This window comes from Streptomyces sp. NPDC048521, from assembly GCF_043199855.1.
GTDB lineage: Bacteria > Actinomycetota > Actinomycetes > Streptomycetales > Streptomycetaceae > Streptomyces.
Genome location: NZ_JBICWR010000008.1, coordinates 108,703 through 132,201, shown reverse-complemented (window position 1 = coordinate 132,201; position 23,499 = coordinate 108,703). Strand labels below are relative to the sequence as shown.

At 71.2% G+C, this 23,499-nt stretch carries 19 protein-coding genes; 12 read left to right on the top strand and 7 right to left on the bottom strand.

Annotated features, from left to right (window positions below):
- Positions 1-2: 2 nt before the first annotated feature.
- From ACGFRF_RS20325 to ACGFRF_RS20315, 3 genes are read right to left on the bottom strand one after another with little or no spacing between them, the layout of a single operon-like run.
- The gene (locus tag ACGFRF_RS20325) at positions 3-1,688 is read right to left on the bottom strand and encodes a thiamine pyrophosphate-binding protein (RefSeq protein ID WP_393741768.1); all 1,686 of its coding nucleotides are present in this window, start codon (positions 1,686-1,688) and stop codon (positions 3-5) included.
- A gap of 23 nt (positions 1,689-1,711) precedes the next feature.
- Positions 1,712-2,680 carry an agmatinase gene (gene speB / locus ACGFRF_RS20320; protein WP_393741766.1) on the bottom strand — a complete coding sequence of 323 codons (969 nt, stop codon included), beginning with the start codon at positions 2,678-2,680 and terminating at the stop codon, positions 1,712-1,714.
- Between the two features lie 56 nt (positions 2,681-2,736).
- Entirely contained in the window at positions 2,737-4,197 is a 1,461-nt protein-coding gene (locus ACGFRF_RS20315; RefSeq protein ID WP_393741764.1) for a sodium:solute symporter, read from the bottom strand.
- A gap of 205 nt (positions 4,198-4,402) precedes the next feature.
- On the opposite strand from ACGFRF_RS20315, the gene ACGFRF_RS20310 reads away from it, so the two are divergent.
- Together ACGFRF_RS20310 and ACGFRF_RS20305 are read left to right on the top strand one after the other, a co-directional pair.
- Positions 4,403-5,989, top strand: coding sequence for a PucR family transcriptional regulator ligand-binding domain-containing protein (locus tag ACGFRF_RS20310; RefSeq protein ID WP_393741762.1), 1,587 nt, complete (start codon positions 4,403-4,405; stop codon positions 5,987-5,989).
- Positions 5,990-6,066: 77 nt separating this feature from the next.
- On the top strand, positions 6,067-6,855 hold the full coding sequence (locus ACGFRF_RS20305) for a phosphatase (protein ID WP_393741760.1): 789 nt from the start codon (positions 6,067-6,069) through the stop codon (positions 6,853-6,855).
- Positions 6,856-6,934: 79 nt separating this feature from the next.
- Here the strand turns inward: ACGFRF_RS20305 and ACGFRF_RS20300 are convergent, their stop codons facing one another.
- From ACGFRF_RS20300 to ACGFRF_RS20285, 4 genes are all read right to left on the bottom strand, one after another.
- Positions 6,935-7,339 carry a hypothetical protein gene (locus ACGFRF_RS20300; RefSeq protein ID WP_393741758.1) on the bottom strand — a complete coding sequence of 135 codons (405 nt, stop codon included), beginning with the start codon at positions 7,337-7,339 and terminating at the stop codon, positions 6,935-6,937.
- Positions 7,340-7,643: 304 nt separating this feature from the next.
- The gene (gene tesB, locus ACGFRF_RS20295; protein ID WP_393741756.1) at positions 7,644-8,510 is read right to left on the bottom strand and encodes an acyl-CoA thioesterase II; all 867 of its coding nucleotides are present in this window, start codon (positions 8,508-8,510) and stop codon (positions 7,644-7,646) included.
- 36 nt (positions 8,511-8,546) lie between these two features.
- Positions 8,547-9,704, bottom strand: coding sequence for an acyl-CoA dehydrogenase family protein (locus ACGFRF_RS20290; RefSeq protein ID WP_393742128.1), 1,158 nt, complete (start codon positions 9,702-9,704; stop codon positions 8,547-8,549).
- Positions 9,705-9,840: 136 nt separating this feature from the next.
- Positions 9,841-10,440, bottom strand: coding sequence for a TetR/AcrR family transcriptional regulator (locus ACGFRF_RS20285; RefSeq protein ID WP_393741754.1), 600 nt, complete (start codon positions 10,438-10,440; stop codon positions 9,841-9,843).
- A gap of 97 nt (positions 10,441-10,537) precedes the next feature.
- Here ACGFRF_RS20285 and ACGFRF_RS20280 point away from each other — a divergent pair, with 97 nt between their 5' ends.
- The 10 genes from ACGFRF_RS20280 (at position 10,538) to ACGFRF_RS20235 (ending at position 23,499) form a co-directional block, all read left to right on the top strand.
- Complete coding sequence (locus tag ACGFRF_RS20280; RefSeq protein ID WP_393741752.1) at positions 10,538-12,154, top strand: carboxyl transferase domain-containing protein; 1,617 nt, start codon at positions 10,538-10,540, stop codon at positions 12,152-12,154.
- Between the two features lie 11 nt (positions 12,155-12,165).
- Positions 12,166-14,181, top strand: coding sequence for an acetyl/propionyl/methylcrotonyl-CoA carboxylase subunit alpha (locus tag ACGFRF_RS20275; RefSeq protein WP_393741750.1), 2,016 nt, complete (start codon positions 12,166-12,168; stop codon positions 14,179-14,181).
- Entirely contained in the window at positions 14,178-15,119 is a 942-nt protein-coding gene (locus tag ACGFRF_RS20270; protein ID WP_393741748.1) for a hydroxymethylglutaryl-CoA lyase, read from the top strand. The genes ACGFRF_RS20275 and ACGFRF_RS20270 overlap by 4 nt, the downstream gene beginning before the upstream one ends.
- Positions 15,120-15,124: 5 nt before the next feature.
- Positions 15,125-16,285, top strand: coding sequence for an acyl-CoA dehydrogenase family protein (locus ACGFRF_RS20265; RefSeq protein WP_393741746.1), 1,161 nt, complete (start codon positions 15,125-15,127; stop codon positions 16,283-16,285).
- 123 nt (positions 16,286-16,408) lie between these two features.
- Positions 16,409-17,455, top strand: coding sequence for an ABC transporter substrate-binding protein (locus tag ACGFRF_RS20260; protein ID WP_393741744.1), 1,047 nt, complete (start codon positions 16,409-16,411; stop codon positions 17,453-17,455).
- Between the two features lie 52 nt (positions 17,456-17,507).
- On the top strand, positions 17,508-18,350 hold the full coding sequence (locus tag ACGFRF_RS20255; protein WP_393741742.1) for a siderophore-interacting protein: 843 nt from the start codon (positions 17,508-17,510) through the stop codon (positions 18,348-18,350).
- A 143-nt stretch (positions 18,351-18,493) separates the two neighbouring features.
- Positions 18,494-19,936: a lysine decarboxylase DesA gene (gene desA, locus ACGFRF_RS20250; RefSeq protein WP_393741740.1), complete on the top strand. Its 1,443-nt coding sequence runs from the start codon at positions 18,494-18,496 to the stop codon at positions 19,934-19,936.
- Positions 19,920-21,197, top strand: a complete 1,278-nt coding sequence (locus tag ACGFRF_RS20245) for a lysine N(6)-hydroxylase/L-ornithine N(5)-oxygenase family protein (protein WP_393741738.1) — start codon at positions 19,920-19,922, stop codon at positions 21,195-21,197. The genes desA and ACGFRF_RS20245 overlap by 17 nt, the downstream gene beginning before the upstream one ends.
- A complete protein-coding gene (locus ACGFRF_RS20240) occupies positions 21,194-21,733 on the top strand; it encodes a GNAT family N-acetyltransferase (RefSeq protein ID WP_393741736.1) in 540 nt (179 codons plus the stop codon). The genes ACGFRF_RS20245 and ACGFRF_RS20240 overlap by 4 nt, the downstream gene beginning before the upstream one ends.
- Complete coding sequence (locus ACGFRF_RS20235) at positions 21,730-23,499, top strand: IucA/IucC family protein (RefSeq protein ID WP_393741734.1); 1,770 nt, start codon at positions 21,730-21,732, stop codon at positions 23,497-23,499. Before ACGFRF_RS20240 ends, ACGFRF_RS20235 begins: the two co-directional genes overlap by 4 nt.

The following is a 23,499-nucleotide window of genomic DNA, read 5'->3' as shown; positions in this document are numbered from 1 at the left end:
GGTCAGCCCAGATGCGTCGGCGCGAACATCCGCAGCAGCGCCGGGAGCACGACGACCGAGGGGCCCGGTGACGCGAGTGCCTTCGCCAGGTCCTGCTCCAGGGTGTCCGCAGTCGTGCGCACGCCCGGCACACCGAAGGACTCCGCCAGGGCCACGTAGTCCGGGCGGGTCAGCTCGGTCGCCGTCGCCTGGCCGAAGGCGTCCGTCATGTACTCGCGGAGGATGCCGTAGCCGCCGTCGTCGACGATGAGCCAGGTGACGTTGAGGTCGTACTGACGGGCCGTGGCCAGTTCGGCGATCGAGTACAGGGCGCCGCCGTCGCCGGACACCGCCAGGACCGGGCGGGTGGGGTCCGCCGCCGCCGCGCCCAGTGCCGCCGGGAAGCCGTAGCCGAGGCCGCCGGCGCCCTGGGCGGAGTGCATGGTGTTGGGGTCCTGCGCGTCGAACGCCGACCAGGCCCAGTACGCCAGGATCGTCATGTCCCAGAAGGACGGGGAGTCGGCGGGCAGGGCGCGGCGCACCGAGGCGAGGACGTCCTGTTCCAGGGTCAGTTCCTGGGCGGCGATGCGCTCGCCGACGCGGGACAGCAGCTCCCGCACCCGCTCCGGCGCCGACTCGTCCGTGCGCTCCTCGACCGTCTCCAGCAGGGCCTGGAGGGCCAGGCGGGCGTCGGCGTGGATGCCGAGCGCCGGGTGGTTGGACTCCAGTTTGCCGAGGTCGGCCTCGATCTGGATCACTCGGCCGCGGGGCTGGAACGTGTGGTAGTTGGAGGACAGTTCGCCCAGGCCCGAGCCGACCACCAGGAGTACGTCGGCGTCCTCCAGGAAGTCGGTCGTGTGCCGGTCCTCCAGCCAGGACTGCAAGGACAGCGGGTGCGTCCAGGGGAAGGCGCCCTTGCCGCCGAAGGTCGTCACGACGGGCGCCTGAAGCCTCTCGGCCAGCTGCCGCAGCTTTCCCGAGGCGTCCGCGCGGACGACCCCGCCGCCCGCGACGATCGCCGGGCGGGCCGCGTGGGACAGCAAGTGGGCGGCCAGCGCGGTCAGTTCGGGACGCGGGGCCAGATCGTCCGGGGTGGCGTCCATCGCCGTCACCACCGGCAGCGAGGTCTGAGCCAGCAGCACGTCCTGCGGGATCTCCACCCACACCGGTCCGTGCGGCGCGGTCAGCGCCGACCGCCAGGCCGCCGCGACGGCGGAGGGGATCTGGGACGGGGTGCGGACGGTGTGGACCGACTTCACCACACCCCGGAACGAGGCCGCCTGGTCGGGGAGTTCGTGGAGGTAGCCGTGCCGGCCGCCGCCGAGGCCGGCCGTGGGGATCTGGCTGCTGATCGCCAGGACGGGGGCGGAGGCCGCTGCCGCCTCCTGGAGGGCGGCCAGTGAGGTCAGGGCGCCCGGGCCCGTGGACAGCAGCAGCGGGGCGGCCTCGCCGGTGATCCGGCCGTACGCGTCCGCCGCGAAGCCCGCGTTGTTCTCCACCCGCAGGCCGATGTAGCGGAGGGAGGAGCGGCGCAGGGCGTCGAACATGCCGAGGGCGTGCTGGCCGGGCAGGCCGAAGACGGTCGTCGCGCCCAGCCCGGCCAGGGTCTCCACGACCAGGTCTCCGCCGTTGCGGCCGGGGGGAGGGTTCAACGCGGCCTCCGTCTGCGCGGGTGTCGGGCGGAGTACCAGGTCGTGGTCGTGAGTCACTGCTCTCGGTCCCCTAAGGAGCGTCAGGCGTTGCGGGCCGCCGCGATCTGGCGGCTCATGATGGTGGTCAGTTCGTACGCGGTGTGGGAGGCCGCGACCGAGGTGATCTCCGCGTGGTCGTACGCGGGAGCGACCTCGACGACGTCCGCCGACACCAGGTTGCAGGAAGCCAGCCCGCGCAGGATCTCCAGGAGTTCACGGGACGTCATGCCGCCCGCCTCCGGCGTGCCCGTGCCGGGCGCGTGGGCCGGGTCCAGGCAGTCGATGTCGATGGAGATGTACAGCGGGCGGTCGCCGATGCGCTGGCGGAGCTGGTCGGCGACCTCGTCGGCGCCGCGCCGGTAGACGTCGGCGGAGGTGACGATGCCGAAGCCCATCTTCTCGTCGTCGGTGAGGTCCTGCTTGCCGTACAGCGGGCCGCGCGTGCCGACGTGGGAGAGGGCCGAGGTGTCGAGGATGCCCTCCTCCACCGCGCGGCGGAACGGGGTGCCGTGGGTGTACTCGGCGCCGAAGTAGGTGTCCCAGGTGTCGAGGTGGGCGTCGAAGTGGAGCAGGGCGACCGGGCCGTGCTTCTTCGCCACCGAGCGCAGGAGGGGGAGCGCGATCGTGTGGTCGCCACCCAGCGTCATCAGGCGGGCGCCCGTGCCGAGCAGCTCGTCCGCCGCCGCCTCGACGGTCTCCACGGCCTCGTTGATGTTGAACGGGTTCACGGCGATGTCGCCACCGTCCGCGACCTGGGCGAGGGCGAAGGGGGAGGCGTCCTGCGCGGGGTTGTAGGGGCGCAGCAGCCGGGACGCCTCGCGAATGGCGTTGCCGCCGAAGCGGGCGCCCGGCCGGTACGAGACGCCGGAGTCGAACGGCACGCCCACGACGGCGACGTCGGCGGTGCCGACCTCGTCGAGGCGGGGCAGCCGGGCGAAGGTCGCGGGTCCGGCGTACCGCGGGATGCGGGAGGAGTCGACGGGGCCGCGGGGCGTCTCGTTGCTGCTCATGATGAAATGCCTTCTTTCCTGCGCTTCGTCGCGCATGTACTGCTTTCCGTACGACTCTACTGGTGAGCCGGGACCGGTTCGGACGCGAGTTCGGGGGACCGTCCGGCGAGGCGCTCGCGCCAGGCGGCGAGGACGGTCTCGTCGGTGGGCTTCGTCGCCAGGGAGACGGCGACGTAGGCGGCGAGGGAGGCGAGCAGGCCGTAGTAGACGGGTTCGTTGGCGAGGATGCCGTACCCGGCCATCAGGCCGATCACGGCGAGGCCGCCGACGATCACGGAGGCGAGGGCGCCCTGCACGGTGCCGCGCTTCCACAGCAGCCCGCCGAGGATGGGGACGAGCAGGCCGCCGACGAGGAGGTTGTAGGCCACGGTCAGCGCCTCGACCACGTTGTTGAGCGCGATCGCCGTGCCGATCACCGCCAGACCCATGAGCAGGATGAACGCGCGGTTGCCCGCGACCTCGTCGTGCTCCTCGCCGTCCCGTCGTACGATCCCGCGCAGCCGGGACCAGATGTCGTTGTTGGCGACCGTGGCGCAGGCGATCAGGGCGCCGGAGGAGGTGGACATCACGGCGGCCAGGGCGGCGGCCAGCACCAGTCCGCGCACACCGACGGGGAGTTCGTCCTTGACGATGGTGGCGAAGGCCTCGTCGGGGCTGCCGAGCTTCGGGTAGAGCACCTTGGCGGCCGTGCCGATCACCGCGCCGGCGAGGGCGTAGGCCAGGCAGTAGGTTCCGGCCACCGTGCCGCCCCACTTGGCGGTCGTGTCGCTGCGGGCGGTGAACACGCGCTGCCAGATGTCCTGGCCGATCAGCATGCCGAACGTGTAGATCAGGACGTAGGTGAAGATCGTCTCGCCGCCGATGCCCAGCGGGTCGAAGTAGCCGGTCGGCAGCTTGGCCTTCATCTCGGAGAAGCCGCCCGCCTTGACCACCGCGATGGGCAGCAGCAGGAGCAGCACGCCGATCGTCTTGACCACGAACTGGACCATGTCGGTCAGCGTGATGGACCACATGCCGCCAAGGGTCGAGTACGCGACGACGATCGAGCCGCCGAGGACGATCGCGACCGTGCGGTTCATGTCGAACAGGACGTCGAAGATCGTGGCGTAGGCGATGGTGGACGTCACCGCGAGCATGAGGGTGTAGGCCCACATGACCACGCCCGAGATCACGCCCGCCCGGCCGCCGTAGCGCAGGTCGAGCATCTCGGAGACGGTGTAGACCTTCAGGCGGGCGATGCGGGCGGAGAAGAAGACGGAGAGGACCAGCAGGCCGAGGCCGATGGTGAAGACCATCCAGGCGCCGGAGAGGCCGTACTGGTAGCCGAGGCCCACGCCGCCGATGGTGGAGGCGCCGCCGAGGACGATCGCGGCCATGGTGCCGGAGTACATGGCGGGGCCGAGGCGGCGGCCGGCGACCAGGAACTCGCTCTTGGACTTGGCGCGGCGCATGCCCCACCAGCCCATGGCCAGCATGCCGGCGAGATAGACGACGATCACTGTGTAGTCGACGGCCATGGGCGGCCCTCCTTCGCACTTCCGGTGGCGTGTCGTGCAGAGACGTGGGGGTCCCTCCGGAGAGGGTGTGACGGCAGCGGATCGCGGGGACATCCGCCCGTACCCGCGGCTGCCGTTCCGTGTTGACCCTAGGTGGCCGGAAAGCGACTGCGAAGAGTACGTTTCATCCATATGAACGGGGCGGGATGGAGGAAACGCACACACCATGCCGGAGACGATCACCCCAGCGGTCCCACCGACCCCACCCGTCCCGCTCGCTGCCCTGCTGGCCCGGGAGGACCTGGGGCTGCGACAGATCGCGGGCCCCACGGACCAGGGCATCGTGATCCACTGGGCACACACCTCGGAGATGGCCGACCCCTACCCGTACCTGCTGGGCGGCGAGCTGCTGCTGACGGCCGGCGTGCACATCCCGGAGGCGGCCGGCTCGGGCACCTACTTCGACGACTACGTCTCCCGGATCGTGGCGGCGGGCGGAGCGGCCCTCGGCTTCGGCCTGGCACCGGTGCACGACACGGTCCCGCGCGCCCTGGTCGCCGCCTGCGACGCCTACGGGCTGCCCCTGCTGGAGGTCCCGCCGCAGACCACGTTCTCCGGGGTGGCGCGCGCGGTGTGGCAGCAGATGGCCCAGGCCCGCCTCGCGGAGCTGCGCCGGGTCACGGAGGCGCAGCAGAGCCTGGCGGCAGCCGCCTCACGCCCGGACCCGGTGCCCTCGGTCCTCCGCCAGCTGGCCCAGCGCCTGGGCGGGCACGCGGTCCTGCACGGCCCCGACGGCACCGAGATCGCGACGGCGGGCCGCGCCCCGGCACAGGGGGTACGCGCGGCGCTCGCGGAGCTGACCGGGGTGGTCAGGCCGACGGCCGGGGCGACGACGGCGACGGCGGCGACGGCGGGCCCCGCACCGGGCGGCGGCCCCGGCGCGCCGGCGCCCGCCGCCCGGCCGCTGCCCACCTCCGCCACCGACACCCTCGGCTCCACCCACCTCGCCGTCTACGCCCTGGGCGCCGGAGCGGGCTTCGTGCTCGGTGTGGCCACACCCCGCCGCGACCCCAGCGACCACACCATCGCCTCCGTCGCCGCCGTCCTGCTCTCCCTGCTGACCGGTGAACACCGGAGCGGCACCGGCGCCGCCCGGTCGACCGCCCTGGTACGGCTGCTGCTGGGCGCCCCGCCCGCGGAGGTGGCCCCGCTGCTCGGCACCGGACAGTGGCTCGTCGTGCACGCGCGACCGGAGACCCGGGCTCCCGCCGGCCCCCGGCCCCACCCGGGCGAGGGGGACTCCCCTGACGCGGTCGCCGCCTCCGCCCTCGGCGCCGCCCTGGGTTCACCGCTGGTCGACGTCGCCCGTGACGTCGTACGGGTGCTGGTGCCGGCCGGGCGGGAACCGGAGCCGCAGCCCGGCTGGACGCTCGGGGTGAGCGCCGCCGTCGCGCCGCACGACTGGCCGGCCGCCGACACCCAGGCGGCCCGTGCCCTCGCCCGCGCCCGCGCCACCCGCACGCCGCTGGTCCGGCACGCGGCCCGGCCGGCCCTGGCGGACCTGGTGCCGCGGGAGGACGCCGAGACGCACGCCCGCGCGCGGCTCGCTCCCCTCACGGGACAGGCCGCACTCGCCGAGACCCTGCGCACCTGGCTGTCCCTGCACGGCAGTTGGGACCGCACCGCGGTGGCGCTGGACGTGCACCGCAACACCGTGCGGCAGCGGATCGCCCGCTGCGCCACGCTGTTGGACGCCGACCTGGACGACCCGGACGTGCGCATGGAGTTGTGGTTCGCGCTGCGGCAGAGCTGACGGCACGCCGCGTGACCCCCGTCCCAGGGGCCGATATGCCGAAGACTCCGACTGCCCGCTGCCCCACAATGGAAGGCATGCCGATATCCGGGACACCCAGCCGCGCCCAGCTCGTCGACCACCTGGTGAGAACCCGTATCGCGGGGGACGTCGCCACGCCCCGCGAGAACAACCTCTCCCACTACCGCCAGCTCGCCAACGGGGTCCGCAACTTCTGGCTCGGCCTGGAGCTGGGCGACCGCTGGGCGGACGAGCAGGACGTGCTCGCGGTCATGGCCGAGCGGGTCGGCGTCAACGACGATCCCGAGTACCGGTACGGGCAGGACACCATCGACCCCGAGCTGACGGTGGACGCGCTGGACCGGATGGCGGCGCGGTTGCGCAAGGCGGCCGACGGACGGCAGCGGGTGCTGTTCGCGACCGGTCACCCGGGCGGTCTGCTGGACGTGCACCGGGCCACGGCCGCCGCGCTGCGCGCCGCCGGCTGCGAGATCGTCGTCATCCCGGACGGGCTGCAGACGGACGAGGGGTATGTCATGCAGTTCGCCGACGTGGCCGTGCTGGAGCACGGGGCGACGCTGTGGCACACCCATTCGGGAGAGCCGATGCGGGCCGTTCTCACGGGACTTGAGCGCGAGGGGCGTCCGCTGCCCGACCTGGTCGTCGCCGACCACGGCTGGGCCGGATACGCGGGCCGGCACGGCATCGACTCCGTCGGGTACGCCGACTGCAACGATCCCGCGCTGTTCCTCGCCGAGTCCGAGGGCACCGTGCAGGTGGTGGTACCGCTGGACGACCACGTGGTCAGCCCCCGCCACTACGACCCGATGACGGCGTATCTGCTGGCGGAGGCCGGCCTGGCCTAGCCAGACGACAGGCGCGGTGCGGAGCCCGGTCAACCGGACCCGCACACCGCGCGCTCACCTCATGGTCGCGTCATCGACGTCAGTGGCCTCCTCCGCCGCCACCGTGACCGCCGCCGCCACCACCGTGACCGCCGCCGCCACCGTGACCGCCGCCACCGTGACCGCCGCCACCGTGGCCGCCGTTGCCGTGACCGCCGCCGTAGCCGCCGTGGTCACCGCCATAGCCGCCGTTGCCGTGACCGCCGCCGTAGCCGCCGTGGTCACCGCCATAGCCGCCGTAGTCGTCGTCATCGTCGTCGTCCCACCAGCTGTTGTTGCCGTGGTGACGGCCGTTGTCGTTGTCGCCCCAGCTACTGCTGTAAGAGCTGTGGTCGTGCGACGAGTTGGCCGAGGCCGGTCCCGCCGCGCCAATCGCGGCTCCGCCGGCCAGCAGCAGACCGGACGCGGACAGAGCGATGACACGCCTCGTGCGCTGTGATCGCATGGGAATACCTTTCATTTCCATCGTCTCTCGCGCTCTCGACTGAAAGGCGCGAGGTGATGGCCGTCGCCACGAATAAGGAGAAAGACGCGACGCGGTCTTCAGGTGTCACCGCAGCGAGAATGTAGAGAGATGGCGTTTACCACCGACGCCGACGCCGACAGCGCACCCGCATGTCCGGGTGCGGCGGCTGAGATCCCAAGGGCCGGAACCTCGTCGACCGGGAATGCCGTTCACTGCGGCCTTCACTCCACGAGCCTAATCCCACTTGCGTCACGCGTCATCTCGGGCGGCACCCTCATCACCTTCATCTCGGTACGCGGACAACACCCTCCTGGATGACCGAGATGGCGAGCCGCCCGTCCTGCGTGTATATGCGGGCCTGGCCGAGGCCCCGGCCACCGTGCGCGGACGGCGACTCCTGGTCGTACAGCAGCCATTCGTCGGCGCGGAAGGGCCGGTGGAACCACATCGCGTGGTCCAGTGAGGCCCCCACGACATCGCCGACGGCCCAGCCGCCGCGTCCGTGCGCGAGCAGCACGGAGTCGAGCAGGGTCATGTCGGAGACATAGGTGGCGAGGACGACGTGCGACAGGGGATCGTCGTCCAGCTTGCCGTTGGTGCGGAACCACACCTGGGAGTGCGGCTCACGCGGCTCGCCGAACCTCCCGTACGGCGGCTCGTCCACGTACCGCAGGTCGATCGCCTCGCGTGCCTGAAGGAACCGCTGCACCACGTCCGGCGCCAGGTGGCCGTAGCCGCGCAGCCGCTCCTGGGAGGTCGGCAGGGTCGCCGGGTCCGGCGCGGCCGGAACGGGCGTCTGGTGGTCGAGCCCTTCCTCGTACGTCTGGAAGGACGCCGACAGATGGAAGATCGGCTTGCCGTGCTGGACGGCGACCACGCGCCGGGTGGTGAAGGACCGGCCGTCGCGGATGCGGTCCACGGTGTAGACGATCGGTGCGCCCGGGTCGCCGGGGCGCAGGAAGTACGCGTGCAGGGAGTGGGCCGGCCGGTCCGCGGGGACCGTCCGGCCGGCGGCGACCAGCGCCTGCGCCGCGACCTGCCCGCCGAAGACCCGGGGGACGACGGCGGAGCGGGACCGGCCGCGGAAGATGTTCTCCTCGATCTGCTCCAGGTCGAGCAGATCGAGGAGATCCTGAAGTGCCTGGCTCATGGCGTTCAGTTGTACCGGCCAGCGATTGCGGGGACCTTACAGACCCATGTCCTTGGCGATGATCGTCTTCATGATCTCGCTGGTACCGCCGTAGATGCGGTTGACCCGGTTGTCCGCGTACAGACGGGCGATCGGGTACTCGTTCATGTAGCCGTAGCCGCCGTGCAGCTGCAGGCAGCGGTCGATCACACGGTGGGCGACCTCGGTGCAGAACAGCTTCGCGGAGGCGGCCTCGGCGGGGGTCAGCTCACCGGCGTCCAGCGCCTCCAGCGCACGGTCCGCGACGGCCTCCGCCGCGTCCACCTCGGCCTGGCAGGCGGCCAGCTCGAACTTGGTGTTCTGGAAGTGGGCGACCGGCTTGCCGAAGACGGTGCGCTCCTGCACGTACTGCTTGGCGAACCGGACGGCGGCCTTGGCCTGCGCGTAGGCGCCGAAGGCGATGCCCCAGCGCTCGGAGGCCAGGTTGTGGCCGAGGTAGGAGAAGCCCTTGTTCTCCTCGCCGAGCAGGTCCTCGACCGGCACCTTGACGTCGACGAAGGCCAGCTCGGCGGTGTCGGAGGTGCGCAGGCCCAGCTTGTCGAGCTTGCGGCCGATGGAGTAGCCCTCGGACTTGGTGTCCACGGCGAACAGGGAGATGCCGTGGCGGCGGTCCTCGGCGGTCGGCGCGGCCGTGCGGGCGCAGACGATCACCTTGTCGGCGTGCACACCGCCGGTGATGAAGGTCTTGGCGCCGTTGAGGACGTAGTGCGTGCCGTCCTCGGAGAGCTTGGCGGTGGTCTTCATGCCCGCGAGGTCGGAGCCGGTGCCCGGCTCGGTCATCGCGATGGCCCACATCTCCTCGCCGGTGACGAACTTCGGCAGGTAGCGCTTCTTCTGCTCCTCGGTGGCGAGCATCTTGATGTACGGCAGAGCCAGCAGCACGTGCACGCCGGAGCCGCCGAACTGCACGCCCGCGCGCGAGGTCTCCTCGTACAGGACGGCCTCGAACTTGTGGGTGTCCAGGCCCGCGCCGCCGAACTCCTCGGGCACGCTGATGCCGAAGACGCCCAGCTCACCGAGCTTGTAGTAGAAGTCGCGCGGCGCCTGGCCGGCGGCGAACCACTCGTCGTACACGGGCACGACCTCGGCCTCGATGAAGGCGCGAAGAGTCTCCCGGAACGCCTCGTGATCCTCGTTGAACACCGTACGGCGCACGCCGCCCACCTCCACGTACCTCGGCATGTCTAAGCGCTTGCTCACTCACCGTACCGGCGAGTACGGAACCCCGTCCAGGGGGGGTCGGCCGTAACGCTCGTCACGCCCCGGGATCCCGGCCGCACGCCGGACCCGGTTATGCGGCACCCGCCGCCGCGAACGCCCCCCGAGCCATCCGGTGCAGCAGGGCCGCCATGGCCCCGCGTCCGGGCAGGGTGCCGGCCCGGCCGAGGTGGGGCGTGGAGTTGAGCAGCCCGAACACCGAGTGGACGGCCGAGCGGGCGCTGGGCTCGGTGAGGCCTGGGTAGACCTCCCGGACCACCTCGACCCACAGCTCCACGTACTGCCGCTGGAGCTGGCGGACCAGCTTGCGGTCGCTGTCGCGCAGGCGGTCCAGCTCGCGGTCGTGCAGGGTGATCAGGGGACGGTCGTCGAGGGCGAAGTCGATGTGGCCCTCGATGAGGGAGTCGAGGACCGCCGCGGCACCGCTGTCCCCGTCGGCCTCCGCCAGACGGCGCTTCGCTCCCGTCAGCAGCTGGCCGCTGATGCCGACCAGCAACTCGGCGAGCATCGCGTCCTTGCCCGGGAAGTGCCGGTAGAGGCCGGGGCCGCTGATGCCGACGGCGGCACCTATCTCGTCGACACCGACGCCGTGGAAGCCGCGTTCGGCGAAGAGCCGGGCGGCCTCCTTGAGGATCTGCTCGCGGCGGGTGGGGGCGTCGGTTCTGGTGACCATGCAGGCAATTCTAGACAGCGAGGTTAGCGGTCGTTAACCTGATGGAAATGGTTAACGCTCATTAACAGGTTCGATCACCGGGTGAGGGGACCGCAGGATGCACGAGGCACCGGAGCTGACGAGCGCGGCAGATCCCGCGTCGGAGGCCTGGCAAGCCAACGAGGAAGGCCACCTCGCACTCGTCGGGGAACTGCGCGCCAAGCTGGCCGCGGCGGCCCTCGGCGGCGGCGAGAAGGCACGGAGCCGGCACACCGCGCGCGGCAAGCTGCTGCCGCGGGACCGGGTGGACACACTGCTCGATGCGGGCTCGCCGTTCCTCGAGCTGGCCCCGCTCGCGGCGGACGGCATGTACGACGGGCAGGCCCCGGCGGCCGGGGTGATCGCCGGGATCGGGCGGGTCAGCGGGCGCGAGTGCGTGATCGTCGCGAACGACGCCACCGTCAAGGGCGGCACGTACTACCCGATGACGGTGAAGAAGCACCTGCGCGCGCAGGAGGTGGCCCTGGACAACCGGCTGCCGTGCCTCTACCTGGTCGACTCCGGAGGGGCCTTCCTGCCGATGCAGGACGAGGTCTTCCCGGACCGCGAGCACTTCGGGCGGATCTTCTACAACCAGGCCCGGATGTCCGGCGCCGGGATCCCGCAGATCGCCGCCGTGCTCGGCTCGTGCACGGCCGGTGGCGCGTACGTCCCGGCCATGAGCGACGAGGCCGTGATCGTCCGCGGCCAGGGCACGATCTTCCTCGGCGGGCCCCCGCTGGTGAAGGCGGCCACGGGTGAGGTCGTCACCGCCGAGGAGCTGGGCGGCGGCGAGGTCCACTCCCGGGTCTCCGGTGTCACCGACCACCTCGCCGAGGACGACGCGCACGCGCTGCGGATCGTCCGGAACATCGTCGCCACGCTGCCGGCCCGGCGGTCCCTGCCCTGGGACGTCCAGCCGTCCGTCGAGCCCAAGGTCGACCCCTACGGGCTCTACGGCGCCGTCCCCGTCGACTCGCGCACCCCCTACGACGTGCGCGAGATCATCGCGCGCGTGGTGGACGGCTCGCGCTTCGCCGAGTTCAAGAGCGAGTTCGGGCAGACCCTGGTCACCGGCTTCGCCCGGATCCACGGACACCCGGTCGGGATCGTCGCCAACAACGGCATCCTGTTCTCGGAGTCCGCCCAGAAGGGCGCCCACTTCATCGAGCTGTGCGACCAGCGCGGGATCCCGTTGCTGTTCCTGCAGAACATCTCGGGCTTCATGGTCGGCAAGGACTACGAGGCCGGCGGCATCGCCAAGCACGGCGCCAAGATGGTGACGGCCGTCGCCTGCACCCGTGTGCCGAAGCTGACCGTCGTCGTCGGCGGGTCGTACGGCGCGGGCAACTACTCCATGTGCGGGCGGGCCTACTCGCCCCGCTTCCTGTGGATGTGGCCCAACGCCAAGATCTCCGTCATGGGCGGCGAGCAGGCCGCCAGCGTGCTCGCCACGGTCAAGCGCGACCAGCTCCAGGCGCGCGGCGAGGACTGGGCGGCCGAGGAGGAAGAGGCCTTCAAGGCACCGATCCGCGCGCAGTACGAGCGCCAGGGCAACGCCTACTACGCCACCGCCCGCCTGTGGGACGACGGCGTCATCGACCCGCTCGAGACCCGTCAGGTGCTGGGACTCGCCCTGACGGCCTGCGCCAACGCGCCCCTGGGAGACCCCCAGTTCGGCGTCTTCCGGATGTGAGGAGGGGAACCGTGTTCGACACAGTGCTGGTGGCCAACCGGGGCGAGATCGCCGTACGCGTCATCCGTACGCTCCGCTCGCTGGGCGTTCGCTCGGTGGCGGTCTTCTCCGACGCCGACGTCGACGCGCGGCACGTCCGGGAGGCCGACACGGCGGTACGGATCGGTCCGGCGCCGGCCGCCGAGAGCTATCTGTCGGTGGAGCGGCTGCTCGAGGCCGCCGCCCGCACCGGCGCGCAGGCCGTCCACCCCGGGTACGGCTTCCTCGCCGAGAACGCGGCGTTCGCCCGCGCGTGCGAGGAGGCGGGGCTGGTGTTCATCGGCCCTCCGGCGGACGCCATCGCGTTGATGGGCGACAAGATCCGCGCCAAGGAGACGGTGCAGGCGGCCGGGGTGCCGGTCGTGCCGGGTTCGAGCGGCAGCGGGCTGACGGACGCCCAACTCGCGGACGCCGCCCGGGGGATCGGGACGCCGGTGCTGCTCAAGCCCTCCGCGGGCGGTGGCGGCAAGGGCATGCGGCTCGTGCGGGACACCGACCGGCTCGCCGACGAGATCGCCGCCGCCCGCCGCGAGGCCCGCGCCTCCTTCGGCGACGACACCCTGCTGGTGGAGCGGTGGATCGACCGGCCCCGGCACATCGAGATCCAGGTGCTGGCCGACGGCCACGGGAACGTCGTCCACCTCGGTGAGCGCGAGTGCTCCCTCCAGCGGCGGCACCAGAAGATCATCGAGGAGGCGCCGAGCGTGCTCCTCGACGAGGCCACGCGCGCGGCGATGGGAGAGGCGGCCGTCCAGGCGGCCCGCAGTTGCGGCTACCGGGGCGCGGGCACGGTGGAGTTCATCGTGCCGGGCGGCGACCCGTCGCAGTACTACTTCATGGAGATGAACACCCGTCTCCAGGTGGAGCACCCGGTCACCGAACTCGTCACCGGGCTCGACCTGGTGGAGTGGCAACTGCGGGTGGCGGCCGGGGAGCGGCTGGGCTTCGCGCAGGAGGACGTGCGGCTGACCGGCCACGCGGTGGAGGCCCGGATCTGCGCCGAGGACCCGGCGCGCGGGTTCCTGCCCTCCGGCGGCACGGTCCTGCTGCTGAACGAGCCGCAGGGCGGCGCCGTGCGCACCGACTCCGGGCTCAGCGAGGGCACCGAGGTGGGCAGCCTGTACGACCCGATGCTGTCCAAGGTGATCGCCTACGGCCCCGACCGCGCGAGTGCGCTGCGCACGCTCCGGGCGGCCCTCGCGGACACGGTCACGCTGGGCGTGCAGACCAACGCGGGCTTCCTGCGCCGGCTGCTGGCCCACCCGGCGGTGGTGGCGGGCGAGCTGGACACCGGGCTGGTCGAGCGGGAAGTGGACGACCTGGTGCCGCAGGAGGTGCCGCAGGAGGTCTACGCGGCGGCGGCGCTGCTGCGGCACACCGCGCTCGCGCCCTCCGACGGCTCCGGGTGGACGAACCCGTTCGCCGCCGCCGACGGCTGGCGGCTGGGCGGCGAGCGGGCATGGACCCCGCACCACCTGCGGGTGCCGGGCCAGGAGCCGGTGACCTTGCGGGTGCGCAGCACGCCGGACGGCGGAACCGAGCTGCTCCCGCCCGGTGCGGACACGCCGCTTCGGGCGTCCCGAGCCGTGCCCGCGCGGGGCGGCTTCGGGCACCGGTTCACGTTCCTGCTCGACGGCGTCACCCACACCTTCGCCGCCCTGCCGGACGGCACCTGGCTGGGCCGGGACGGTGACGCCTGGCAGATGCGCGACCACGATCCGGTGGCCGCCTCGCTGAGCCGCGCGGCCCACGCGGGCGCCGACTCGCTGACCGCGCCCATGCCCGGCACGGTGACCGTGGTGAAGGTGGCCGTCGGTGACGAAGTGGCCGCCGGGCAGAGCCTGCTGGTGGTGGAGGCGATGAAGATGGAGCACGTCGTCTCCGCCCCGCACGCCGGGACGGTCGCCGAGCTGGACGTCACGCCGGGCACGACGGTGGCGATGGACCAGGTGCTGGCCGTCATCACGCCCAAGGAGGCGGCGCAGTGAGTGCCGACGGACTGCCCATGGTCGTACCGGCCCGGGGTCTGCCCGCGCGGGTGCGGATCTACGAGGTCGGCGCGCGGGACGGGCTGCAGAACGAGAAGACGGTCGTGCCGACCGAGGTGAAGGCGGAGTTCGTGCGCCGCCTGGCCGACGCGGGCCTGACGACCATCGAGGCGACCAGCTTCGTGCGCCCCGAGTGGGTGCCTGCCCTGGCCGACGCCGAGCAGCTGTTCTCGCTGGTGCGGGACCTGGACGTGGCCCTTCCGGTGCTGGTGCCCAACGAGCGCGGTCTGGAGCGGGCGCTGGCGCTGGGCGCGCGGCGCGTCGCCGTCTTCGCCAGCGCCACCGAGTCCTTCGCGAAGGCCAACCTCAACCGCACGCTGGACGAGTCGCTGGCCGTGTTCGAGCCGGTGGTGCGGCGCGCGAAGGACGCGGGCGTGCAGGTGCGGGGGTATGTGTCGATGTGCTTCGGCGACCCGTGGGAGGGCGCCGTCCCGCTCCGCCAGGTGACCCGCGTCTGCACGGCGCTGCGGGACATGGGCTGCGACGAGCTGAGCCTCGGCGACACGATCGGCGTCGCCACCCCGGGCCAGGTCCGCGAACTCCTCGGTCTCCTGGGCGACAAGGGTGTGCCGACGGATGTGATCGGCGTGCACTTCCACGACACCTACGGGCAGGCGCTCGCCAACACCTACGCGGCCCTGGAACACGGCGTGACCACCGTCGACGCCTCCGCGGGCGGCCTCGGCGGCTGTCCCTACGCCAAGTCCGCCACCGGCAACCTCGCCACCGAGGACCTCGTCTGGATGCTGCACGGCCTCGGCATCGAGACGGGCGTCGACCTCGGCCGTCTGACCGCCACCAGCGTGTGGATGGCCGAACAGCTGGGCCGCCCCAGCCCGTCCCGTACCGTCCGCGCTCTCTCCCACAAGGACCAGTGATCAGCATGGACCACCGTCTCAGCCCCGAACTGGAAGAACTCCGCCGTACGGTGGAGGAGTTCGCGCACGACGTGGTGGCGCCGAAGATCGGCGACTTCTACGAGCGGCACGAGTTCCCGTACGAGATCGTCCGTGAGATGGGCCGCATGGGCCTGTTCGGGCTGCCGTTCCCGGAGGAGTACGGCGGCATGGGCGGCGACTACCTGGCCCTCGGCATCGCCCTGGAGGAACTGGCCCGGGTGGACTCGTCGGTGGCGATCACCCTGGAGGCGGGGGTGTCGTTGGGTGCCATGCCCCTGCATCTGTTCGGCACGCAGGAGCAGAAGCGCGAGTGGCTCCCCCGCCTCTGCGCGGGCGAGATCCTGGGCGCGTTCGGCCTGACGGAACCCGACGGCGGCAGTGACGCCGGCGCGACCCGTACGACGGCCCGCCTGGACCCCGACACCGACGAGTGGGTGATCAACGGCACGAAGTGCTTCATCACCAACTCCGGTACGGACATCACGGGGTTGGTGACGGTCACGGCGGTCACCGGCCGCACGCCGGACGGCAAGCCGCGGATCTCGGCGATCATCGTCCCGTCGGGCACCCCCGGCTTCACGGTGGCGGCCCCCTACTCGAAGGTCGGCTGGAACGCCTCCGACACCCGCGAGCTGTCCTTCTCCGACGTCCGTGTCCCCGCCGCCAACCTGCTGGGCGAGGAGGGCCGCGGCTACGCCCAGTTCCTGCGCATCCTGGACGAGGGCCGCATCGCCATCGCGGCGCTCGCGACGGGCCTGGCGCAGGGCTGCGTGGACGAGTCGGTGAAGTACGCGAAGGAACGCCACGCCTTCGGCCGTCCGATCGGTGCCAACCAGGCCGTCCAGTTCAAGATCGCCGACATGGAGATGAAGGCCCACACGGCCCGCCTCGCCTGGCGGGACGCGGCCTCCCGCCTGGTGGCCGGCGAGCCCTTCAAGAAGGAGGCGGCCCTGGCCAAGCTCTACTCCTCCACGGTCGCCGTGGACAACGCCCGTGACGCCACCCAGGTGCACGGCGGCTACGGCTTCATGAACGAGTACCCGGTGGCCCGCATGTGGCGCGACTCCAAGATCCTGGAGATCGGCGAGGGCACGAGCGAGGTCCAGCGCATGCTGATCGCACGGGAGTTGGGGCTGGTGAGCTGAGCGGCGCGGGGCGCCCGCCGGACTCGTTCCGACCCTACCCACTGGACATCTAGCAAGGTTAGGCTAACCTACCTTCGACCTTGTCCGGCGGGCGCTTCGCCCCGTTCGAAAGCAGTCGTACCCATGTCCCATGCCCGTGCCACCCACCTCACTCGCCGCGGACTGCTCGCCGCGGGCGGCGCCCTCGGACTCGGCGCAGCGCTCGCCGCCTGCGGGGACGACAAGGGGAAAGGCGCGGGCTCCGACAAGGACACGGCGGCGGTCAAGTCGGGCCCCTGGTCCTTCAAGGACGACCGCGGCACCACCGTGAAGCTGGACAAGGTCCCGGCGAACATCGTCGCCTTCACGGGTGTCGGCGCCGCGCTGTACGACTACGGCATCCAGGTCAAGGGTGTCTTCGGTCCGACGAAGACCCAGGACGGCAAGCCCGACGTCCAGGCCGGCGACATGGACGTCAGCAAGGTGACCGTCCTCGGCAACACCTGGGGCCAGTTCAGCATCGAGAAGTACGCCTCCCTCGCGCCGGACGTGCTGATCTCCACCATGTTCGACAACGCCGGCACCCTCTGGTACGTCCCCGAGGAGTCGAAGAAGAAGATCGCCCAGCTGGCCCCCAGCGTCGGCATCTCCGTCTACGACCGCCAACTGACCGTCTCGCTCGAGCGCATGGCGCAGCTGGCCGGGTCGCTCGGCGCCGACATGAAGGCCGCGAAGGTGGCGGACGCCAAGAAGCGGTTCGAGGACGCGGCGGCACGGCTGCGCGCCGCGGCCAAGGCCAAGCCCGGCATCAAGGTGATGGCCGGCTCGGCGAGCGACCAGCTCTTCTACGTCTCCGGCACCAACCTCTCCGTCGACCTGGAGTACTTCAAGGCCCTCGGCGTGAACTTCGTCGAGCCCCCGGAGAGCGCCAAGGCCAAGGGCGGCGGCTGGTACGAGTCGCTGAGCTGGGAGAACGTCGACAAGTACAAGGCCGACATCATCATGATGGACGACCGTTCCTCGACCATCCAGCCGGCCGACATCACCAAGGCGACCTGGAAGAAGCTGCCCGCGGTGAAGGCCGGGCAGGTCATCCCCCGCTCCCCCGAGCCGATCCTGTCGTACGACAAGTGCGTGCCGCTGCTGACCAACCTGGCCGAGGCGCTGGAGAAGGCCGAGAAGGTCGCCTGACCCGAAGAGAAGCCCCTGACAAAGCCCTGAATCCCACCCTCAGGAGCCACACATGACGACGGCCGTAGCCGCCCCGTTCCGTTTCTTCTCCCTTCAGGTCGTACGGACGAGGCGGCTCGGCCCGTCTCTGGTCCGGGTCACCTTCGCCGGCGTGGATCTGCACGCCTTCCACTCCGACGGGCGCGACCAGTCCCTGTCCCTGTTCCTGCCGCATCCGGGGCAGACCGAGCCGGTCGTCCCGCTGGAGCTGGGCGACGGCTGGTGGCAGGGCTGGCGGGACCTCCCGGACGACGTACGGGCGGTGATGCGCTCGTACACGCTCCGCGCCCTGCGCCGGAATCCCGACGAGATAGACATCGACTTCGCGCTGCACGGTGTCGAACCCGGCGCCCCCACCCCGGCCGGGCCCGCCTCCCGCTGGGCCTCCCGTGCCGTCCCGGGCGACCGCGTCCTGCTGCTCGGGCCGGCGGTCGCCGACAACCGCGCGATCCGCTTCCGGCCGCCCGAGGACACCGACCTCGTCGTCCTCTGGGGCGACGAGACCGCCGTACCCGCCGCCACCGCCGTCCTGGAGTCCCTGCCCGCCGGCACCCGCGCCCGGGCCTGGCTGGAGGTGCCGCACGCCGGTGACATCCAGGACGTGGCGACCGAGGCGGACGCGGAGATCACGTGGCTCGTACGGCACGACGGCGCCCCCATGGCCGTCGACGCCGTACGGGACTCCCGACTCCCCGCGGCCGAGCGGCCGTACGTGTGGATCGCGGGCGAGTCCGGCCGGGTGAAGGCGCTGCGCCGGCACTTCGTCGGCGAGCGCGGGATCGACCGGCGCCGGGTGACGTTCGTCGGGTACTGGCGGCAGGGAATGACGGAAGAGCAGCTGCGCGCCGCCGGATAGCCGCGGCCGAAGTGACCGCGGTCATGGGAGAGGCATGTACGCCCTCGAAGAACTTAGGTTAGGCTAACCTAAGTTGAAGCCGTCGATCTTCGACGCCCCGTCTCGAGTTCCCCGCACGGACTGTCCCCTCGGAGGACCCCCACATGCGCTCGCACCTGCTCAATGGCCTCACCGCGGAGCACTACCGCCGCTCCGTGACCGAAGGAGTCGAGCGGGTGGCGGCCAAACTCGCCACCACCGACCGTCCGTTCACCGGCGTCACCGTGGACGCCCTCGCCCCCCACATCGACGCGATCGACCTCGACCGGCCGCTGGGCGACACCGCGGCCGTGCTGGACGAACTGGAGGACGTCTACCTCCGGGACGCCGTCTACTTCCACCACCCCCGCTACCTCGCCCACCTCAACTGCCCGGTCGTCATCCCGGCGGTGCTCGGCGAGGCCGTACTCTCCGCGGTCAACTCCTCCCTCGACACCTGGGACCAGTCGGCCGGCGGCACCCTGATCGAGCGCAAGCTCATCGACTGGACGGCCGCCCGCATCGGCCTGGGCCCGGCGGCCGACGGCGTGTTCACCTCCGGCGGCACCCAGTCCAACCTCCAGGCGCTCCTCCTCGCCCGGGAGGAGGCCAAGAGCGACTCGCCGGGCCGACTTCGCGTCTTCGCCTCCGAGGTCAGCCACTTCAGCGTGAAGAAGGCCGCGAAACTGCTCGGCCTGGGGCCGGACGCGGTCGTCGCCGTCCCGGTCGACCACGACAAGCGCATGCAGACCGTCACCCTCGCCCACGAGCTGGAGCGCTGCGCCGAGGACGGCCTGGTGCCGATGGCCGTCGTCGCCACCGCCGGCACCACCGACTTCGGCTCCATCGACCCGCTGCCCGAGATCGCCGAGCTGTGCGAGCAGTTCGACACCTGGATGCACGTCGACGCGGCCTACGGCTGCGGACTGCTCGCCTCCCGGAAGTACCGGGACCGCATCGACGGCATCGAGCGCGCCGACTCGGTCACCGTCGACTACCACAAGTCCTTCTTCCAGCCGGTGAGTTCCTCCGCCGTGCTGGTCCGGGACGCGGCCACCCTGCGCCACGCCACCTACCACGCGGAGTACCTCAACCCGCGGCGCATGGTGCAGGAACGCATCCCCAACCAGGTGGACAAGTCCCTGCAGACCACCCGCCGCTTCGACGCCCTCAAGCTGTGGGTCACCCTGCGCACCATGGGCGCCGACGGCATCGGTCAGCTCTTCGACGAGGTGTGCGACCTCGCGCGGGAGGGCTGGAGGCTGCTCGCCGCCGACCCTCGCTACGACGTCGTCGTCGAGCCCGCCCTGTCCACCCTCGTCTTCCGCTACCTCCCGGCCGCCGTCACCGACCCGGCCGAGATCGACCGCGCCAACCTCCACGCCCGCAAGGCCCTGTTCGCCTCCGGCGACGCCGTGGTCGCGGGCACCAAGGTCGGCGGCCGCCACTACCTGAAGTTCACCCTGCTCAACCCCGAGACCCGGCCGGCCGACATCGCCGCCGTCCTCGACCTGATCGCCGGCCACGCCGAGCAGTACCTGGGAGAGTCCCTTGACCGCGCGTCCTGAAGCCCCGCACACGACCTACGACTTCGTGGGGATCGGGCTCGGCCCCTTCAACCTCGGCCTCGCCTGCCTCACCGAGCCGATCGCCGAACTGGACGGCGTCTTCCTGGAGTCCAAGCCCGACTTCGAGTGGCACGCGGGCATGTTCCTGGACGGAGCCCACCTCCAGACCCCGTTCATGTCGGACCTGGTCACCCTCGCCGACCCGACCTCGCCGTACTCCTTCCTCAACTACCTGAAGGAGAAGGGCAGGCTGTACTCGTTCTACATCCGTGAGAACTTCTACCCGCTGCGAGTCGAGTACGACGACTACTGCCGCTGGGCCGCGAACAAGCTGAGCTGCGTCCGCTTCGGCACCACGGTCACCGAGGTGACCTACGAGGACGACCTGTACGTGGTCCGCACCGAGGCCGGCGATACGTTTCGCGCCCGCCATCTGGTCCTGGGCACCGGCACCCCGCCGCACATCCCGGACGCCTGCCGGGACCTCGGCGGCGACTTCATCCACAACTCCCGCTATCTCCCGCACAAGGCGGAACTGCAGCGCAAGAAGTCGATCACGCTGGTCGGCAGCGGGCAGTCGGCGGCGGAGATCTACTACGACCTGCTGAGCGAGATCGACGTCCACGGCTACCAGCTGAACTGGGTCACCCGCTCGCCGCGCTTCTTCCCGCTCGAGTACACCAAGCTCACGCTGGAGATGACCTCCCCGGAGTACATCGACTACTACCACGCGCTCCCGGAGGCCACCCGCTACCGGCTCACGGCCCAGCAGAAGGGCCTGTTCAAGGGCATCGACGGCGACCTGATCAACGCGATCTTCGACCTGCTCTACCAGAAGAACCTCGGCGGCCCGGTCCCCACCCGCCTGCTCACCAACTCGTCCTTGGTGAGGGCGAGTCACCAGCACGGCACCTACACCCTCGGCCTGCGCCAGGAGGAGCAGGAGAAGGACTACGAGCTGACCAGCGAGGGCCTGATCCTCGCCACCGGCTACACGTACGCCGAGCCCGAGTTCCTCGCCCCGGTCCGTGACCGCCTGCGCTACGACTCCCGGGGCAACTTCGACATCGCCCGCAACTACGCCATCGACGTCACCGGCCGCGGGGTCTTCCTCCAGAACGCCGGCGTCCACACGCACAGCATCACCAGCCCCGACCTCGGCATGGGCGCGTACCGGAACGCGTACATCATCCGCGAGCTGCTCGGCAGCGCCTACTACCCGGTCGAGAAGTCCGTCGCCTTCCAGGAGTTCGCGGTATGAGCAGCAAGGACCTGACCTTCACGATCCGCCCCCTCGACCCCCTGAAGGACGCCGAGGTGCTGCACGGCTGGGTCACGCACCCCAAGGCCGTGTACTGGATGATGCAGGACGCGAAACCGGAGGACGTCGAGCGGGCCTACAGGGAGATCGCGGCCGACGAACACCACCACGCCTTCCTCGGGCTGTGCGACGGGCAGCCGGCCTTCCTGATGGAGAAGTACGACCCCGCCCACCGCGAGCTGGCCGGGCTGTACGAGCCGCGGCCGGGCGATGTCGGCATGCACTTCCTGGTCCCGCCGACCGACACCCCGGTGCACGGGTACACGCGTGCCGTCATCACGGCCGTGATGGCGTATCTCTTCGAGGACCCGGCGACCCGGCGCGTCGTCGTCGAGCCGGACGTGCGCAACACGGCCGTGCACGCCCTGAACGAAGCCGTCGGGTTCGTCCCCGAGCGGGAGATCCGGAAGCCGGAGAAGCGGGCGCTGCTGAGTTTCTGCACGCGCGAGCAGTTCGCGAAGGCGGTGGCCGCATGACCCTCGCCGACGCCGTGGCCCATCTCTCCCCCGAGCGCTGGGCGACCGCCAACCGCCTGCTCATACGCAAGGCGCTCGCCGAGTTCGCGCACGAGCGCCTGATCACGCCCGAGCCGGAGGATGACCGGTACGTCGTCCGCAGCGACGACGGGCTGACCTCCTACCGGTTCTCCGCCGTCCGCCGGGCCCTCGACCACTGGGAGGTCGACGCCGCATCGATCACCCGCCACCGGGACGGCACCGGACTCCCGCTCGCCGCCCTGGACTTCTTCATCGAACTGAAGGAGTCGCTGGGCCTGAGCGACGAGATCCTGCCGGTCTACCTGGAGGAGATCTCCTCCACCCTCTCCGGCATCTGCTACAAGCTCACCAAGCCGCAGGTCACCTCCGCCGAGCTGGCGCGCCAGGGCTTCCAGGCCATCGAGACGGGGATGACCGAGGGGCACCCCTGCTTCGTCGCGAACAACGGACGGCTCGGGTTCGGCATCCACGAGTACCTGTCGTACGCCCCGGAGACCGCGAGCCCCGTCCGGCTGGTGTGGCTGGCCGCGCACCGCTCGCGGGCCACGTTCACGGCCGGGGCCGGGATCGCGTACGAGGACTTCATCAGGCAGGAGCTGGGCGAGGAGACCGTCGAGCGGTTCCACGGGGTGCTGACCGACCGGGGCCTCGACCCTGACGACTACCTGCTCATCCCCGTCCACCCCTGGCAGTGGTGGAACAAGCTCACCGTCACCTTCGCCGCCGAGGTGGCCTGCGGCCGGCTCGTCTGCCTCGGCGAGGGCGACGACGCGTACCTGGCCCAGCAGTCCATCCGGACCTTCTTCAACACCAGCGACCCGCACAAGCACTATGTGAAGACCGCGCTGTCGGTCCTCAACATGGGCTTCATGCGCGGTCTGTCGGCCGCGTACATGGAGGCGACCCCGGCGATCAACGACTGGCTGGCCCAGCTGATCGAGAACGACCCGGTGCTGAAGTCGACCGGCCTGTCGATCATCCGGGAGCGGGCCGCCGTCGGCTACCGGCACCTGGAGTACGAGAAGGCCACCGACCGCTACTCACCGTACCGCAAGATGCTGGCCGCGCTGTGGCGGGAGAGCCCCGTGCCCACGCTGCGCGACGGCGAGTCCCTCGCGACCATGGCCTCCCTGCTGCACGTGGACCACGAGGGCGCCTCCTTCGCGGGCGCGCTGATCGAGCGGTCGGGCCTGTCCCCGGTGGAGTGGCTGCGGCAGTACCTGCGGGCCTACTACGTCCCCCTCCTGCACAGCTTCTACGCCTACGACCTGGTGTACATGCCGCACGGCGAGAACGTCATCCTGGTGCTGGCGGACGGGGTCGTGCGACGGGCGGTCTACAAGGACATCGCCGAGGAGATCGCGGTGCTGGACCCGGACGCGGTCCTGCCGCCGGAGGTCCGGCGGATCCGCGTCGAGGTCCCGGACGACAAGAAGCTGCTGTCGATCTTCACCGACGTCTTCGACTGCTTCTTCCGCTTCCTCGCCGCCCGCCTCGCCGCCGAGGGCATCCTGGAGGAGGACGGCTTCTGGCGCACGGTCGCCGAGGTCACCCGCGAGTACCAGGAGGCGAACCCCGAACTCGCCGACCGGTTCCGCCAGTACGACATGTTCGCCCCGCGGTTCGCGCTGTCCTGCCTCAACCGGCTCCAGCTGCGCAACAACCGGCAGATGGTGGACCTCGCCGATCCCTCCGGAGCGCTCCAGCTGGTCGGGAGCCTGAAGAACCCCCTGGCGGGCCTGTGA